Genomic DNA, 17,882 nt, shown 5'->3' with positions numbered 1-17,882 from the left:
AGCGAGGCGAAGCGGTGACTGCCGGAGTGGTGATCGTCGGAGGCTCGGTCGCCGGCGTGCATACCGCACGGGCACTGCGTGAGCGCGGCTACACCGGCCGGGTGCGAGTGGTGGAGGCCGAAACCGAAGCGCCCTACGACAAGCCGCCGCTGTCGAAGGCCGCGCTCGACGGTGACCCGAGAGTTCCGCTGCTGACCGACGAGGCGGCGACGGCGCTCGGCATCGATCTGATTCTGGGCCGGCGTGTTACCGAATTATCCACGGCCACTTCGACACTCGTCCTCGACGACGGATCCGAGTGGACCTACGAGCAGCTTGTGATCGCAACCGGAGCCGCGGCGCGGCCCGCGCCGTGGTCGTGCCCGGGTGTGCACGTGCTGCGGACGCTGGCCGATGCCCGGGCATTGCGAGCCGGTCTGTCCGAGGCGCGCGAGCTCCTGGTGGTCGGCGCGGGCTTCATCGGCGCCGAATTGGCTTCGCTCGCACGCGGTTGCGGGATCGCGGTCACCATGGTCGACGAGGCCGAATTGCCGATGGCCCGCGTGGCGGGTGCGGTGCTCGGCGCGCGCTTCGCCGGTCTGCACCGAGAGCATGCGGTCGATACCAGGTTCGGGGTGCGGGTCGGGACCCTCGAGCACGACGGCGAGCGGGTGCGAGCCGAGCTGTCGGACGGCTCGGTGGTGCACGCCGATATCGTCGCGGTCGGCATCGGGGCCGTGCCGGATATCGGCTGGCTGGCGTCCGCCGGATTGCCGGTGCGCAACGGGCTCGAATGTGACGAGTTCGGCCGGGTGCGCGGCCACGACCGCATCCACGCGGTTGGTGATGTGGCGTGCTGGCATCAGCCGCGATCCGGTACCGCGGCGCGCATCGAACACTGGACTAACGCGATCGAGCAGGCGGTGTGTGTGGCGCACAATATCGTTCATCCGGATGAGCCGGTACCGCACGATCCAGTGGCCTACGTGTGGAGCGATCAGTACGACTGGAAGATTCAGCTCATCGGCGCGCGCGATCTCACCCGCGACCCGCAGATCATCGAACAGCCGGAGCCGTTCCGGATGGCCGCCCTGTGGTCCGACGAGCACGGCATTGTCACCGGCGGTGTCACGGTGAACTGGCCGCGCGCCTCGGTGCGCATGCGCAAAGCAGTGGGACGGGACATACCGGCCGCCGAGATCGGCGCACAGCTGACTGGGGTGCCCGCGTGAACGGGGCGGAACTCGACCGCTGCCGCGAGGAGATCGCGCAGGGCTGCCGGGTGTTGGCGGTGCGGGGGCTCGCGCCGGGAATTCTGGGTCATATCAGTATGCGAGTGGATGATTCGCGACTGCTGATCCGCTGTCGTGGTCCGCGTGAGCGCGGGCTGGCCTACACCACCGCCGAGGACATCCGGCTCGTCGACCTGTCCGGCGCTTCGGGCGCGGACGGTGAACTGGACCACGGCTATTCGGCGCCGTTCGAACTGCCGTTGCATACCCGGATCCTGCGCAGTCGGTCCGATGTGCGCTGCGTCGTCCACGCCCATCCGCGTGACGTCGTCGCCGCGGATTTGGCGGGCCTGTCATTCCTGCCGATCGTCGGCGCGTACGACATTCCCGGGGCGGTGCTCGCCCACGGCGGGGTCCCGGTGTATCCGCGCTCGGCATTGATCGCGACGCCCGCGCTGGGTGACGAGGTCGCCGCCGCGCTCGGTGATCGGCCACTGGTGGTCATGCGCGGTCACGGGCTCACATCGACGGGAACCAGCGTGCCGGAGGCGGTGCTGCGGGCAATCTCGGTGGATTCCATTGCTGCCCTGTCGCTGTCGGTGGCAAGCGCGGGCGGCACGGTGCGGTCGATCAGCGCGGAAGACCTCGCCGACCTCCCGGATCTGGGCGCGGGACTCAACCAGACGGTGGCGTGGCGACACGAACTCGCCCGGCTGCCGGGGGAATGAGCGCACCGACGGCCGGGCTCACCCTGCGGAAGGGTGGGCCCGGCCGCCACGCACGATATCGAGCGCGAAGCCCGCGTACTCGGCGGCGAGCTGCTGCCGCGAGACCGGTCCGTGCGCGCGAAACCATTGCGGCAGTGCGGTACACATGGTCGCGATGGCCCGACCGGCTTCGTGAGGGTAGGGCGTGCTGAATTCGCCTGCCCGAATACCCGCCGCGATGGCTCGGTCGAGCATGTGCTGAATGTCGTTGCGAAGATCAACTATTCGGGTGCGATCCGGCCCTTCGATCGCCCGCATCTCGCTGGCTCCCAGCAGTGCCAGTTCGGTGCGGTAAGTATGGAACAGGGCCAGTGCTTCGACGATATTCGTCAACTGGCCGACCGCGTCGAGGCCTTCGTCGCGGGCAGCGGGGATACGCCAGTGCAGCTCGGTCATGGCGAGGTCGAGGATGGCCACCAGCAGGCGTTGTTTGCTGGGGTAGTAGCTAGCGAAAGGTCGGCCCGTGCGCGGTCGGTGTCTGTGCGTGGCCTTAAGGTGACCCCCATGGCCTCACTGTCGGATCCCGAAGTGCGCGAATTCCTCTCCTACGGCACCCGAACGGCCAAGTTGGCCTTTGTCGCCTCCGACGGTCGGCCGATCGTCACACCGGTCTGGTTCATCCTCGAAGACGGCGAGTTGGTGTTCAATACCGGCAAGACCACGGCAAAAGGAACGGCATTCGCCCGTGATCCCCGCATCGCACTCTGTGTCGACATCGAAGAGCCGCCCTACGGTTCCATCCAGATCCAGGGCACCGTCACCCTGTCCGAGGATCCTGTCGACCTCGTCCACACTGCCACGGTGATCGCGGGCCGCTACATGGGCGCCGACCGCGCCGAAGAATTCGGCAAGCGCAATGGCGTCCCCGGCGAACTGGTGGTGCGAGTACGACCGACCAAGGTCATCGCGCACTTCGACGCGACAGCCTGAGCGTATCCGGAGAACCGGGCAGGTTCTCCAATCCTGCGGCCGAATCGGCCCGCTCATGGCGTCCTCGCGAGCAGTGTGAGAACGGCGACTGTTATCTAGCAAACTTGCGATGATCACCCGGCCTGGGACGATGCGCCCTCGCTATGGAGGTTGGTTGGTCGGGTGGTGGTGGCGACGGTAGATTGTTTCGGTGATCAGCAGCGAAGTTCCCGGCAGTGCCGGTCGGTGGGTAGCAGGCATGACCGGGCCGATGTAACAAGATCGGCCTGATCGACAGATAGTCCAATGGACATTTTTTGCCTGATTGAATTACGAGAACTGAACCCGGAGAAGCGGGCGCCACGCTTGGATAGGTGAGCGTCCTTTCCCGGTGTCGTCGGGGAGCGCTTGCGTGGTGTTCCGGAAGCGAGGTTACGGTTGGACCGGCGGGATTTCGGCGGAAACGGCGAAACTGGTGACGCGCGGGAAGATAGTTCGCAGACTGCTGCGGAGTACTTTCCGCTGTCGCCCGCACAGCTGGGCATTTGGTACGCGCAGCATGTAGACCCGCAGGTCCCGATCAATATCGCGCAGTATGTCGACCTGCGCGGCGATCTCGATCTGGCGACGCTGGAACAGGCGGCCATCGACGCGGCCAACGAGTCGGAGTCGGGCTGGCTGCGGATCGTCGAGCGTGACGGCGAGCCGATGCAGACCATCGATACGTCGCAGGATGCCGCGCTGGGCTACATCGATCTGCGTGACGCAGACGATCCGGAGGCCGCGGCCGTGCAGTGGATGCGCGCCGAGTACAGCCGGCCACTCGACATCGTCAACGACCGCCTGATCCGGGCCGCCGTGCTGCAGATCGAGGACCAGCGCTGGTTCTGGTACGCGCGTACCCATCACATCGTGCTCGACGGCTTCGCCGCGATGACCTACATGACCAGGACGGCCGAGTACTACACCGCTGCGGTCAATGGAACCGAACTCGCGCCGAGCAAGGCCACCGATCTGCGGACGCTGTACGAATCCGAGATGGCCTACCGGGACAGCACCCGGTTCCAGGGCGATAAGGAGCACTGGGCGCAGCGCGTCGCTGGACTCGAGGAAGGGTCCAGCCTGGCGGGGCGTTCGGCACCGCCCGCTCCGGCCAACGGGGTGTCGACCGCGGCGCTGTCGCCGGAGCAGGACGCGTTGCTCACCGACGCCGTCACGCGCCACGACAACTCGCCCGCGGGTCTGTTGATCGCGGGCTTCGCCGCGTATCTCGCACAGCTGACCGGTACCGAAGATGTCATCCTGAGCCTGCCGGTGACCGCGCGTACCACCGCGATCATGCGTCGCTCGGGTGGCGCGACCTCGAATATCGTGCCGCTGCGCCTTAGGGTCGGCTACCACAGCACTGTCGCAGATCTGCTGCGCGCGGTGCAGGTGGAGGTTTCCGGTGCACTGCGCCATCAGCGCTACCGGCATGAGGACATTCGCCGCGATTCCGCCGGCGCGGGCGTGGTCACCACGGAGTTCTTCGGTCCGTGGGTGAACATCATGCTCTTCCACAACGAGGTTGTGCTCGGCTCGATGGTCGGTGCGTTCAACGTGCTCTCCACCGGCAGCATCGAAGACCTGGGTGTCAATTTCTACCAGTCGGTGGGCGGAACCCGCTCGCATATCGACTTCGAGACCAACCCGAACCTGTACAGCGAAGCCGAAGCCGCGCAACATCATTCACGCTTCCTGGAGTTCTTCGGCAGGTTCCTGGCGGCAGATGCGGACGCGACGGTCTGGAGCCTGGAGGCCACCACCGAGGACGAACGCGCGCGCACGATACTCGAGTGGAACGACTCCGAGCAGGACGTGCCGGAGACCACGCTGGCCGCGCTGCTGGATGCGCAGATCTCACGCACGCCCGAGCGGACCGCGCTCGATTTCGAGGGTGCCACCCTGACCTACGCCGAGTTCTCCGCGCGTGTCAATCGGCTGGCCCGGTTCCTGATCGCCGATGGCGTCGGCCCGGAATCGCTTGTCGCGCTGGGGATGCGGCGTTCACTGGAGCTGGTCATCGGCATGCACGCGGTGTTGAAGGCCGGTGGTGCGTATGTGCCGATCGATCCGGATCATCCGGCCGATCGCACCGCCTACATTCTGGACAGCGCCGACCCGGTCTGCGTGCTCACCCTGAGCTATGACCGGCTCGACCTGCCCGATGCGGTGCGCCGGGTCGAGATCGACACCCTCGACGTATCCGCGTACTCGGATTCTCCTGTCGCCGAAGCGGATCGGCTTGCGCCGCTACGCCAGGACAACACCGCCTACGTCATCTACACCTCGGGTTCGACCGGCCGCCCGAAGGGTGTCGCGGTCACCCATCGCGCGATCGTCAATCAGCAGTTGTGGATGCTCGACGAGTATCGGCTGACCGGTGCGGACGTCTATCTGCAGAAGACCGCGACCACCTTCGACGTATCGCTGTGGGGCTACTTCCTGCCGCTGCTGGTCGGCGCGAAGCTGGTTGTCGCCTCGCCCGACGGGCATCGGGATCCGCTGTATGTCGCTGACATGATCGCCCGCCACGGCGTCACGGTCACCGACTTCGTGCCGTCCATGCTGACAGTGTTCGTCTCGCACGCGACGGCGGCCCAGTGTGCTTCGCTGCGTGCGGTTTTCGTTATCGGTGAGGCGTTGCCGCCGGAGACCGCGACACAGTTCCGTGCGTTGACCGCCGGGGCCGCGGGCCTGCACAACCTGTATGGACCGACCGAGGCCGCGGTGTCGGTCACCTACTGGGAGGCTACCGCCGCCGACACCGTGACGGTGCCGATCGGCATCCCGGAGTGGAATGTCGAAGTCTACGTGCTGGATTCGCGTTTGCGTCCGGCCGCGATCGGGGTACCGGGTGAGCTCTACCTCGGTGGACGTCAGTTGGCTCGCGGCTACCGAGGTCGTCCCGACCTGACCTCGGATCGGTTCGTCGCCAACCTGTTCGGTGATATAGGCGAACGCATGTACCGCACCGGCGACCTGGTGCGCTGGAACGCCGCGGGCACGCTGGAATACATCGGCCGCACCGACTTCCAGGTGAAGTTCCGTGGCCAGCGCATCGAACTCGGTGAGATCGAGACCGATCTGCTCGCGCATCCGTCGGTGAGCCAGGCCGTCGTCCTGGTGATGGACACCGCCACCGGCCAGCAGTTGGTGGCCTATGTCGTTGCCGCGCCGGGGAATTCGATTGAACCGTTGGAGCTGACCAGGTTCGCCGCCGAGCAGCTGCCGAGCTACATGGTGCCCGCGGCGATCATGGTGTTGGAGGCGTTCCCGCTCAACACCAGCGGCAAGCTCGACCGTAAAGCATTGCCCGAGCCGGTGTTCACCGCCGCAGCGACTGGTTTCCGCGCGCCGCGAACCCAGGCCGAGCAGATCGTGGCGGGCATTTTCGCCGATGTGCTGAGCCAGGATCGCATCGGCATCGACGACAACTTCTTCGATCTCGGTGGCAACTCGCTGGTCGCTACCCAGGTGGTGGCACGCATCGGCGCGGCATTCGGCAATCAGATCGGCGTGCGCGCGCTGTTCGAGACCCCGACCGTGGCCGGGCTCGCTGTGCGCGCCGAAAGTGCCGCTCCCACGGACGGATCCCGCCCGCCGCTGGTGGCGCAGCCGCGTCCCGAGCGGGTGCCGCTGTCGCTGGCACAGCAGCGCATGTGGTTCATCAACCAGTTCGATCCCCTCGCACCGACCTACAACCTGCCGTTCGTGGTTCGGCTGCGCGGTCAGGTCGATATCGCGGCCTTGCAGGCCGCGCTGACCGACGTACTGGCCAGGCAGGAATCGCTGCGCACGATCTTCCCCGAGTCCGGTGCGGGCGCCTACCAGCAGGTACTGCCGATCGAGGGCATAGATCTCGGCATCGCCGTGCAGACGATCGATGACGCCGAACTACACAGTGTGCTTGTCGAATTCGCGTCCACCGGATTCGACGTATCGAGCGAGCTGCCGATTCGGGTTCGGGTGTTCCGGGTTACCGGTGCGTCGAGCAACGGCACTCCCGATCACGCGGTCGCGTTCGTCGTGCATCACATCGCGGCCGACGGTGTCTCCTTCGGTCCGTTGGCCCGCGATGTCGCCACCGCGTATCTGGCCAGGTCGGCGAATATGGTTCCGGCCTGGGCGCCGCTGCCGGTGCAGTATCGCGATTACAGCATCTGGCAGCGCGAACTACTCGGCTCGGAAGCCGATCCGGACTCGATGGCCGCGCGCGAGATCGCGTACTGGCGCAGCACGCTCGCCGGTCTGCCCGATCAGCTCGACCTACCGGCCGATCGCCAGCGCCCACCGGTGCAGAGCTTCCACGGTGGGCGGATCGGCTTCGATATCGACGCCGATCTGCATGCTCGCCTCGCCGGGCTCGCCCGCGCGCAGGGCGTGAGCGTGTTCATGGTGCTGCACGCGTCGCTCGCGGTGCTGCTGGCCCGGCTGTCGGGTACCAGCGATATCGCCATCGGCACGCCCGTCGCCGGTCGTGGTGAGCAGGCTCTCGACGATCTGATCGGCATGTTCGTCAACACGCTCGTGTTGCGTTCGGAGGTCGAGGGCAGCGAACGCTTCACCGATTTCCTCACCCGCACCCGCGAAAACGACCTTGCCGCTTTCGCCTACGCCGATGTGCCTTTCGAGCGCCTGGTCGAGGTGCTCAACCCGACCCGCTCGCAGGCGCGTCATCCGCTGTTCCAGGTAATGCTGTCGTTCCAGGAGCTCTCGCACGGGACCCTGGAATTGCCGGGTCTGTCGGTCACCGCCGACGAACTCGAGGTCGATATCGCCAAGTTCGATCTGCAATGGACGGTTACCGAGGAACGTGGCGCGAACGGCGAACCCGCCGGTATGTCGGCGGTGGTGTCCTTCGCCGCCGATCTGTTCGACGCCTCGACCGTCGCCGAGTTCGGTCGCCGCTACCTGCGTGTGCTCGAAAGCGCGGTCGCCGCACCGGAATCCGCCGTGCGCGATATCGATATTCTCGACGACACCGAGCGCCACCGGGTGCTCACCGAATGGAACCGCACCGGCGCCGAGGTGCCCGCCGCTACCGTGCTCGAGCTGTTCGACGAGCAGGTTCGCAGGCATCCGGACGAGATCGCGGTCGTCTTCGGCGGCGGCCATCGCGGCACTGTGTTCGGCAGGCCGATCGAACTGACCTACGGCGAATTCTCCGCGCGGGTGAATCGCCTGGCGCGCAGGCTGATCGCCGAGGGCGTCGGTCCGGAAACATTGGTAGCCGTCGGTATTCGCCGTTCGGTGGACATGCTCGTCGCCATTTACGCGACGATGGCCGCGGGCGGCGGATATGTGCCCGTCGATCCGGACCACCCGGCCGAACGTACCGAGTACGTGCTGGCCAGTTCGACTCCGGTATGCGTGCTGACCACCACCTCCGACGATGTCGCCGGGGGAGCGGGCGACGAGATCCCGGTGCTCTACCTCGACGAGCTCGACCTGAGCGAGTTCGACGCCGCGCCGCTCACCGACGCGCAACGTCGTGCGCCGCTGCGTTCTTCGAACACCGCCTACGTGCTGTACACCTCGGGTTCGACCGGCCGCCCGAAGGGCGTCGCGGTCAGCCATGCCGCCGTGGTCAACCAGATCGCCTGGATCACCGCGCAATACCGCATCGGCCCCGATGATGTGATCCTGCAGAAGACCCCGGTGACCTTCGATGTGTCGGTGTGGGAGCTGTTCGGCACGCTCGCCGTCGGCGCGCGCATGGTGATCGCCGCGCCCGACGGCCACCGTGACCCGATGTACCTCTCGGAGATCATCGGCAACCACCGGGTCACCATGACCTCGTTCGTGCCCTCGATGCTCTCGGTGTTCGCCGGTGCCGCCTCGTCGGCTGAATGTGCTTCGCTGCGTGCGGTTCTCGTCGCCGGTGAGGCGCTGCCGCCGACGACGGTGACCGCGTTCCGGCAGTTCTCCACCGCCGCGGTGCACAACCTCTACGGCCCGACCGAATTCACCGTGCACGCCACCGCCTGGCATATCGATGAGGTCGCGCCCGCGTCGGTGCCGATCGGCCGGCCGGTGTGGAACGCGCGCAGCTACGTCCTCGACGAGGGACTCGATCCGGTCCCGGTCGGCGTTCCCGGCGAGCTGTACCTCGGCGGCGCGCAGGTGGCCCGCGGCTACCACGGCCGCGCGGATCTATCGGCGGAACGTTTCATCGCCGATCCTTTCGGTGCGCCCGGCTCGCGCCTGTATCGCACCGGTGACCTGGTCCGCTGGACCGAACCGCAGGACCCGGCCGTCGGCTCCGCCGGTGTCCTGGAGTACATCGGCCGCACCGACTTCCAGGTGAAGTTCCGTGGCCAGCGCATCGAACTCGGTGAGATCGAGGCGGCGCTGTTGGACCATCCAACGATCAGCCAGGCCGTCGTCCTGGTCATGGAGACCGTGGCGGGTGATCAGCTCGTCGCATACGTGGTCGTCGGGGATGAGCCCGTGGACACCGACAGCATCACCACCGCGCTGCATCGCACGCTGCCCGCGTACATGGTGCCATCGGCGATCGTGGATTTGGCGGCGTTCCCGCTCAACCCGTCGGGCAAGCTGGATCGTAGGGCGCTGCCCGCGCCCGTGTTCGAGGTGCGCGAATTCCGTGCCGCCACAACGCCGATCGAGGAGATCGTCGCGCAGATCTTCGGCGAGGTCCTCGGCATCGCGAGGGTCGGTGTCGACGACGACTTCTTCGAACTCGGCGGCAACTCGCTGATCGCCACACAGGTGGCCTCCCGCCTCGGCATCGCGCTCGACACCAGGGTGCCGGTGCGGATGCTGTTCGAGGCGTCCACTGTCGCGGCACTGGCGGCGCGCGTCGAATCGCACGCCGGTGACGGCGCTCGCAAGGCGCTGGTGGCCAGGGTGCGGCCCGACGAGGTGCCGCTCTCGCTCGCCCAGCAGCGGATGTGGTTCCTCAACCGGTTCGACACCGAGTCGGCGGTCAACAACATTCCGGTGGCGATCCGGCTCTCGGGTGACCTCGATGTGGCCGCGCTACAGGTCGCGGTCATCGATGTCATCGATCGGCACGAATCGCTGCGGACGGTATTCCCGGAGACCGGGACCGGTCCGGTCCAGGTGGTGCTGGACGCCGCGCAGATCGTGCCGGACCTGACGCCCTATCGGGTGACCGACGAGACGCTCGTCGAGCATCTGATCGATCTCGCGTCGATGGCTTTCGATGTGACCGATGAGGTGCCGCTGCACGCGCGCCTGTTCGAGATCAGCGAATCCGAGTATGTGCTCGGCATGGTGGTACATCATATTTCGGCCGACGGCTGGTCGATGGGGCCGCTGGCGCGCGATGTCATGGTCGCCTACGCGGCGCGCACCTCATGGGAGGCGCCCGCATGGTCGGTGCTGCCGGTGCAGTACGCGGACTACGCGCTGTGGCAGCGCGAGGTGCTCGGTTCCGAAAACGATCCGGGCTCGCTGATCTCGAGCCAAATCGGCTATTGGACACGCGAACTCGCCGATCTGCCGGACGAATTGGTACTGCCCGCCGACCGTCCGCGCCCGGCCCTTGCCTCCTATCGTGGTGGCACCTACGCGTTCGTGATTTCCGGTGAAACCCAGCGCGCGCTGATCGAGCTGGGACGCATGCACAATGCGTCGCTGTTCATGGTCATGCACAGTGCGCTGGCGGTGTTGTTGTCACGGGCGAGCGGGACCAGCGATATCGCTGTCGGTACGCCGGTCGCCGGTCGTGGTGAGGCCGCGCTGGACGACCTGATCGGCATGTTCGTCAATACGCTCGTCCTGCGCACCGAGATCGATGGCGCGGCGAGTTTCGCGAGCCTGCTCGCCCAGTCCAGGGAAACCGATCTGCGTGCCTTCGCGCATGCTGATCTGCCGTTCGAGCGGCTGGTCGAGATCCTGAACCCGGCGCGCTCGCAGGCGCGGCACCCACTGTTCCAGGTGATGCTTGCCTTCCAGAACACCAGGCAGGCCAACCTCGAACTGCCGGGGCTCTCGGTCAACGGCATCGACTACGACGCCCGCCTCGCCAAGTTCGACCTGCAGCTGACTTTGCAGGAGACCCAGGACGAGAACGGCGCCGCGGCCGGTTTGGCTGCTGATTTCTCCTACGCGCTCGACCTGTTCGATGAACCCACCGTCGCCGCGTTCGCGCGTCGCCTGGACCGGATTCTCGCCGCCATCATCGCTGACCCGACCGCGCCGGTCGGTGATATCGCGCTGCTCGACGAACTGGAATCCGATCTGGCGGTGCATGGTTGGAACGAGACCGCGCGCGATCTCGGTACGCCGACGACGCTGGTGGACGAGTTCGCCAGGCAAGCGCGGGCGACGCCGGACGCGGTCGCGGTCGTGGATCCAGCCGATGGATCGCAGCTGACCTACGCCGAATTCGCGGCCAGGGTGAACCGGTTGGCGCGGCACCTGATCGAGGCCGGGGTCGGCCCGGAAAAGCTTGTCGCCCTTGCTATGCGGCGTTCGGTTGACCTCGTGGTCGCCGCGTACGCGGTGCAGGCGGCCGGTGCCGGATACGTCCCGCTCGACCTGGATCAGCCCGCCGATCGAGTGAACTATGTGCTCGACACCGCGGCACCGGTCTGCGTGCTGACCACTGTTCGCGACGAGTTCGACGGCGGCGCGCTCGCGACGCTGCTTGTCGACGAGCTGGATCTGTCCGGTTACTCGGACGCGCCGGTGACCGACGCACAACGCACCACGGTGCTGCGTCCGCAGCATCCGGCCTACGTGATCTTCACCTCGGGTTCGACCGGCCGCCCGAAGGGTGTGGCCGTAGCGCATTCGGCGGCGGTGAACCAGATCCGCTGGATCACCGGCGAATACGGGATCGGCGCCGATGATGTGGTGCTGTTCAAGACTCCCGCGACATTCGATGTGTCGGTGTGGGAACTGTTCGGCCCGCTGAGCACCGGCGGCCGCATCGTGGTGGCCGGTGCGGATGGACATCGCGACCCGCAGTATCTCGCGGATGTCATTGCGGCGCACCGGGTTACGATGACCTCCTTCGTGCCGTCGATGCTCAGCGTTTTCGCGGGCAGCGTCGAAGCCGCCGGTGTCGCAGGCAGCGCGCTGTCCTCGCTGCGGGTGCTGCTGGTGGCCGGTGAGGCGTTCACCGGTGACACGGTCGCGGCACTGCGGCGGGTCAGCGACGCGCGGCTTCACAACCTGTACGGGCCAACGGAATTCACCGTGCACGCCACGCATGGACCAGTCGCGGCGGGCGTGGTCGGCGCGGTGCCGATCGGGCTGCCGGTGTGGAACGCGCAGGCCTACGTGCTCGATGCGCGGCTGCACCCGGTCGCGCCGGGTATCGCGGGTGAGCTCTATCTCGCGGGCGCACAGCTGGCGCGCGGCTACTTCGGCCGTGCCGATCTGACCGCGGATCGCTTCGTGGCCAACCCGTTCGGCGTCTGCGGTGCCCGCATGTACCGCACCGGTGACCTGGTCACCCGGTCCGCCGATGGCGCGATCGTGTACCTGGGCCGTACCGACTTCCAGGTGAAGCTGCGCGGTCTGCGCATCGAGCTCGGCGAGATCGAAACCGCGCTCACGGGCCATGATTCGGTGGCCCAGGCCGTCGCCATGGTGCGCTCGAACGGGCACATCGGTGACCAGCTGGTCGCGTATGTGGTGCCCGCCAGCAGCGATGTGATCGACCTGGACGAACTGCGGGGGCATATCGGGGCGCAGCTGCCGTCGTACATGGTGCCCGCCGCGTTCGTTGTGCTCGACGAAATGCCGCTGAGCCCGAACGGCAAACTGGATCGGCGCGCGCTGCCCGAACCCGCCTTCCAGGCCAGGGAATTCCGCGCACCGTCCACCCCGATCGAGGAGATCGTCGCGGCCGTTTTCGCGGAGGTACTCGGCATCGGGGCGAGCGAAGCGGCGGGCGATCGCGCCGATCGCATCGGCATCGACGACAACTTCTTCGATCTCGGTGGCAACTCGCTGGTCGCCACCCAGGTGGTCGCGCGTCTCGGCGCCGCGCTCGAGACGCAGGTCCCGGTGCGGATGCTGTTCGAGGCGCCGACGGTGGCCGCGCTCGCGGCGCGCATGGAGGTGAACACCGGTGGCCAGGCACGTCCGGCGCTGAGCGTCCGGCCGCGTCCGGAGTACCCGCCGCTGTCGCTGGCGCAGCAGCGGATGTGGTTCCTCAACCGGTTCGATCTGGGTGCCGACACCGCCGCCGCGGCGACCTACAACATTCCCGCCGCGGTCCGGCTGCGTGGTTTGCTGGACCTGAACGCGCTGCGCGGTGCCATCGCTGATGTGGTCGCGCGTCACGAAACGCTGCGCACCGTCTACCCGTCGCACGACGGCACCGCCTATCAGCTGGTGCTGCCGTCCACCCGGGCGGTTCCGGTGGTCGAGGTCGTCGATGTCGCCGAATCCGAATTGCCTCGCGAGCTCTATGAATTCGTGAGCGCCGGATTCGACGTCACCACGCAGACACCCGCGCGGCTGCGTGTCTTCGAGCAGTCCGATCGGCACTACGTGCTGGTGCTCGTCGTGCATCACATCGCGACCGACGGCTTCTCGATGCGACCGCTGGTTCGCGACCTGATGACCGCCTATCTGGCGCGTACCTCGAGCGCCGAGCCGGGCTGGATGCCACTGCGGGTGCAGTACATCGATTACGCGCTGTGGCAGCGCGAAACCCTCGGTGTCGAGGAAGATCCGACCTCGCTGATCTCCGAGCAGCTGAACTACTGGCGCGAGGCGCTCGCCGGACTGCCGGACGAATTGCGGCTGGCGACCACGCCGCGTCCGGCCGTCGCGTCTTATCACGGCGGCACGCACCGGTTCCGGGTGCCGGGCGAACTCGTCAACGAGCTCACCCGGGTCGCGCAGGCGCACGGCACCACATTGTTCATGGTGGTGCACAGCGCCTTCGCGGCACTGCTTGCCCGCCTCAGCGGGTCCGATGACATCGCTATCGGCACACCGGTGGCCGGACGTGGTGAGCAGGCGCTCGACGATCTGGTCGGCGTATTCGTCAACACGCTGGTGCTGCGCGCCCAGGTCGACCCCGCCGCCTCGTTCACCGATCTGCTCGCCCAGGTGCGCGAGCGTGACCTACAGGCGTTCGCGCACGCGGACCTGCCGTTCGAGCGACTGGTCGACGTCCTCAACCCGGCGCGCTCGCAGGCGCGCCACCCGCTGTTCCAGGTGATGCTCACCTTCCAGAACATGGGCCGCACCTCGCTGGAACTGCCGGGCCTGACGGTCTCCGAACTCGAGATCGACCAGCCCACCGCGAAGTTCGACCTGCAGCTCACCCTGAGCGAGCAGTCGGGCGAGACGTCCACGATGGACGCCGAATTGCTGTTCGCCACCGACCTTTTCGATGCCGCGTTCGCGGATGCGTTCGCCGCGCGCTTCCTGCGCGTGCTGCGCGGCGTGGCCGCCGAGCCCACGGTCCGGGTCGGGGATATCGAATTGCTGGACGCGACCGAGCGCAGGCGGGTGTTGCGGCGGTGGAACGACACCGAATTCGCGGTCGACGCCGCACTGGTCTCGCCGGTCGGTGATGCCGCCGCGACGCTGGTATCGCTGTTCGAGGCGCAGGTCGCGCGGACACCGGACGAGTACGCCCTCACCTTCGAGGGGACAAGTCTGTCCTATGCCGAGTTCGCCGCCCGGGTGCACCGGCTCGCGCGCTGGCTGGTGCAGTCCGGGGTCGGCCCGGAATCGTATGTGGCCCTTGGTATGCGGCGCTCGATCGACCTGCTGGTCGGCATCTACGCGGTCAATGCCGCCGGTGGCGCGTACGTGCCGCTGGATCCCGACAATCCGGCCGAGCGCATCGAGCACATCCTCGAGACCGCGCGACCGGTCTGCATTCTGACCGCCGAGTCGGATCTCGACGTCGCGCTGGCTCGTCAGGTGCGCATCGACGAGCTCGAGCTGGAACGGTTCTCCGACGCACCGCTCACCGATGCCGACCGGCATCGCCCGCTGCGCCCGGACAACACCGCGTACGTGATCTTCACTTCCGGCTCTACCGGCCGCCCCAAGGGCGTCGCGATATCGCATGCCGCGATCGTGAACCGCCTGGTGTGGATGCACGCCGAGTACGGCCTCGCCGCCGACGATGTGGTGTTGCAGAAGACCCCCGCCACCTTCGACGTGTCGGTATGGGAGTTCTTCTGGCCCTTGCAGGTCGGCGCGCGCCTGGTGATCGCCAAGCCCGATGGTCATCGGGATCCCGCGTATCTCGCGGCGCTGATCGCCGACGAGCAGGTGACGACGGTGCACTTCGTGCCGTCGATGCTCGCGGTCTTCGTCGGGGAACCGACGGCGGCCGAATGCGCAAGTCTGCGTAATGTTTTCGCCTCCGGTGAGGGTCTGCCGGCGCCGACCGCGCAACGGTTGCGTGAGCTGACCGGCGCGCGCCTGCACAACCTCTACGGCCCGACCGAGGCCGCCGTCGACGTCACCTTCCATGAGGTCACCAACGCCGATACCGTGTCGGTACCGATCGGCGCGCCGGTGTTCAACACCCAGGTGTACGTGCTGGATTCGCGGTTGCGTCCGGTGCCCGTCGGGGTGGCGGGTGAGCTGTATCTGGCCGGCGCGCAGTTGGCGCACGGTTACGTGGGCCGCCCGGATCTGACGACCGAGCGATTCGTCGCCGACCCGTTCGGCACCGGCGGGCGCATGTACCGGACCGGTGACCTCGTCACCTGGACCGAGCACGGCGAGCTGGAATACCTCGGCCGCACCGATTTCCAGGTGAAGCTGCGTGGTCTGCGCATCGAACTCGGCGAGATCGAATCCGCGCTCACCACACTGGATTCGGTGGCGCAGTCGGTGGTCGTGGTGCGCGCCGACGCGCGCACCGGCGATCAGCTGGTCGCGTACCTGATCGCGCAGAGCGGCCACAGCATCGATGTCGACGCGGTGAAGGCCGCGCTGAGCACGCGGCTGCCCGCCTATATGGTGCCCGCCGCATACGTGCCGCTCGTCGCCTTCCCGCTCAACGCATCCGGCAAGCTCGATCGCAAGGCGCTGCCCGAACCGACCTTCGCGGCCAAGGTATTCCGCGCGCCGGTCACCCCGGTGCAGGAGATCGTCGCGAATACCTTCGCCGAGGTGCTCGGCGTCGAGCGGGTCGGCCTGGACGACGACTTCTTCGAACTCGGCGGCAACTCGCTGGTCGCCACCCAGGTGGCGGCCCGGCTCGGGACCGCACTCGATACCGAGATCCCGCTGCGCGCGCTGTTCGAGGCGACCTATGTCGAGGCTTTGGCCGCGCGGGTGGAATCGGCGGCGGGCCGAGGCGCCCGTGCGGTACTGACCGCGCAGCCGCGCGCCGAACTGGTGCCGCTGTCGCTGGCCCAGCAGCGGATGTGGTTCCTCAACCGCTTCGACAACCGCACCGCCGTCAACAACATCCCGGTGGCCCTACGGCTTACCGGCGAACTCGATACCGCCGCACTGGAATCCGCGATCGGTGACGTGCTCGCCAGGCACGAGGCGCTGCGCACCGTCTACCCCGAGCTCGAGGGCACCGGCTTCCAGCGGGTGCTCTCGGTCGAGGAGACCGGCTTCGCGCTGGCGACCCAGACCGTGGCCACCCCGCGGCTGTCGGCGCGCATCATCGAACTCGCGAGCGCGCACTTCGATGTGACGCGGGAGATCGCGTTCCGGGCCGATCTGCTGACCGTCGCGCCGAACAGTCATGTGCTGGTGCTGGTCATGCACCACATCAGTGCCGATGGTTTCTCGCTACGTCCGCTGCTGCGTGACGTGGTGGTCGCCTACACCGAGCGCGCCCGTGGCGAAATGCCGACCTGGACCCCGCTCGAGGTGCAGTACGCGGACTACGCGCTGTGGCAGCGCACGGTACTCGGCGACGAGGACGACGCGGCATCGATCGCCGCAGCGCAGATCGCGTACTGGACCGAGCAACTGCGCGACCTGCCCGACCAGATCGAGTTGCCCGCCGATCGCCCGCGCCCGGAGGTCGCCTCCAATGCCGGTGGCCTGCACAGCTTCTCGGTGGATGCCGAACTGCATCGCGCGCTGGCCGAGGTGGCGCGCGCCAATGGCGTCACGCTGTTCATGGTGGTGCACGCCGCGCTGGCAACCTGGGCCGCGCGCCTATCCAACAGCACCGATATCGCGATCGGAACTCCGATCGCCGGTCGCGGTGAACGCGCGCTCGACGATCTGGTCGGCATGTTCGTCAACACCCTGGTGCTGCGCAACGAGATCGACCTGAGCGCTACGTTCACCGATCTGCTCCAGCAGGTGCGCCGCACCGACCTCGCGGCGTTCGCGCACGCCGATGTGCCCTTCGAACGGCTCGTCGACGTGCTCAGCCCGGCCCGCTCGCAGGCCCATCACCCGCTGTTCCAGGTAGCGCTGACCTTCGAGGCGGCCACCGCCGCCGAGGTCGGCACCGTCGCATTGCCCGACCTCGACCTCAATGTCGTCGAATTCGACGCGGGCACAGCCAAGTTCGACGTGCAGCTCACCGTCGGCGCGGCCGCCGACGGCTCGCTCGCGCTGTCGTGGAACTACGCTACCGAGCTCTTCGATCCGGAAACGGTGACGTCGTTCGCCGATCGCCTGGTGCGGATCCTGCGCAGCGTCGCCGAGGAGCCCGCCGTTGTCGTCGGCGATATCGACCTGCTCGGTGAGGCCGAGCGGCTCGACGTGTCGCAGCGCTGGGCTTCCTCCGGCACCGACACCACCACCGGCCGTTTCGCCGGAGCCGACCGCACGCTGGTCGACCTGTTCGACGAGGCCGCCGCCGCGCATCCGGACCGGATCGCGGCCAAGTTCGGTGTCGAGTCGCTGACCTACAGCGAACTGGATCGTGGCGCGAATGTGCTGGCGCGCAGGCTGATCGCCGATGGCGCCGGGCCGGAATCGCTGGTCGCGGTGGTCCTGCCGCGCTCGCTGGATCTGGTGGTCGCGCTGCTCGCGGTGGTGAAGACCG

The 17,882-nt window shown here is 67.4% G+C and carries 5 protein-coding genes (1 of these 5 only partly in view); 4 read left to right on the top strand and 1 reads right to left on the bottom strand.

Annotation, left to right across the window (positions count from 1 at the left end; genetic code table 11):
* Positions 1-14 precede the first annotated feature (14 nt).
* The gene (locus LKE06_RS03040; protein ID WP_227997023.1) at positions 15-1,211 is read left to right on the top strand and encodes an NAD(P)/FAD-dependent oxidoreductase; all 1,197 of its coding nucleotides are present in this window, start codon (positions 15-17) and stop codon (positions 1,209-1,211) included.
* On the top strand, positions 1,208-1,939 hold the full coding sequence (gene phtC, locus LKE06_RS03035) for a 3,4-dihydroxyphthalate decarboxylase (RefSeq protein WP_227997021.1): 732 nt from the start codon (positions 1,208-1,210) through the stop codon (positions 1,937-1,939). The genes LKE06_RS03040 and phtC overlap by 4 nt, the downstream gene beginning before the upstream one ends.
* Positions 1,940-1,957: 18 nt before the next feature.
* Here phtC and LKE06_RS03030 read toward each other — a convergent pair whose 3' ends face one another.
* Complete coding sequence (locus LKE06_RS03030) at positions 1,958-2,395, bottom strand: TetR-type transcription factor C-terminal domain-containing protein (protein WP_227997019.1); 438 nt, start codon at positions 2,393-2,395, stop codon at positions 1,958-1,960.
* Positions 2,396-2,482: 87 nt separating this feature from the next.
* On the opposite strand from LKE06_RS03030, the gene LKE06_RS03025 reads away from it, so the two are divergent.
* Both LKE06_RS03025 and LKE06_RS03020 read left to right on the top strand, forming a co-directional pair.
* Positions 2,483-2,908 carry a PPOX class F420-dependent oxidoreductase gene (locus tag LKE06_RS03025; protein ID WP_227997017.1) on the top strand — a complete coding sequence of 142 codons (426 nt, stop codon included), beginning with the start codon at positions 2,483-2,485 and terminating at the stop codon, positions 2,906-2,908.
* 417 nt (positions 2,909-3,325) lie between these two features.
* Positions 3,326-17,882, top strand: partial view of a non-ribosomal peptide synthase/polyketide synthase gene (locus tag LKE06_RS03020; protein ID WP_227997015.1) — the 5' end (the start) only. It continues 29,177 nt past the right edge of the window; 14,557 of the gene's 43,734 nt are visible here — the first part of the coding sequence; its start codon is at positions 3,326-3,328; its stop codon lies beyond the right edge, outside the window.

It is taken from the genome of Nocardia australiensis (assembly GCF_020733705.1).
Lineage (GTDB): Bacteria > Actinomycetota > Actinomycetes > Mycobacteriales > Mycobacteriaceae > Nocardia > Nocardia australiensis.
Note: the sequence above shows the minus strand (reverse complement) of the source record. Positions and strands in the feature narration are given on the sequence as shown.

What these genes read in the sequence shown, in the direction of transcription:
- LKE06_RS03025 (WP_227997017.1), top strand. Translation starts at nt 2,483, where the DNA reads ATGGCCTCACTGTCGGATCCCGAAGTGCGCGAATTCCTCTCCTACGGC.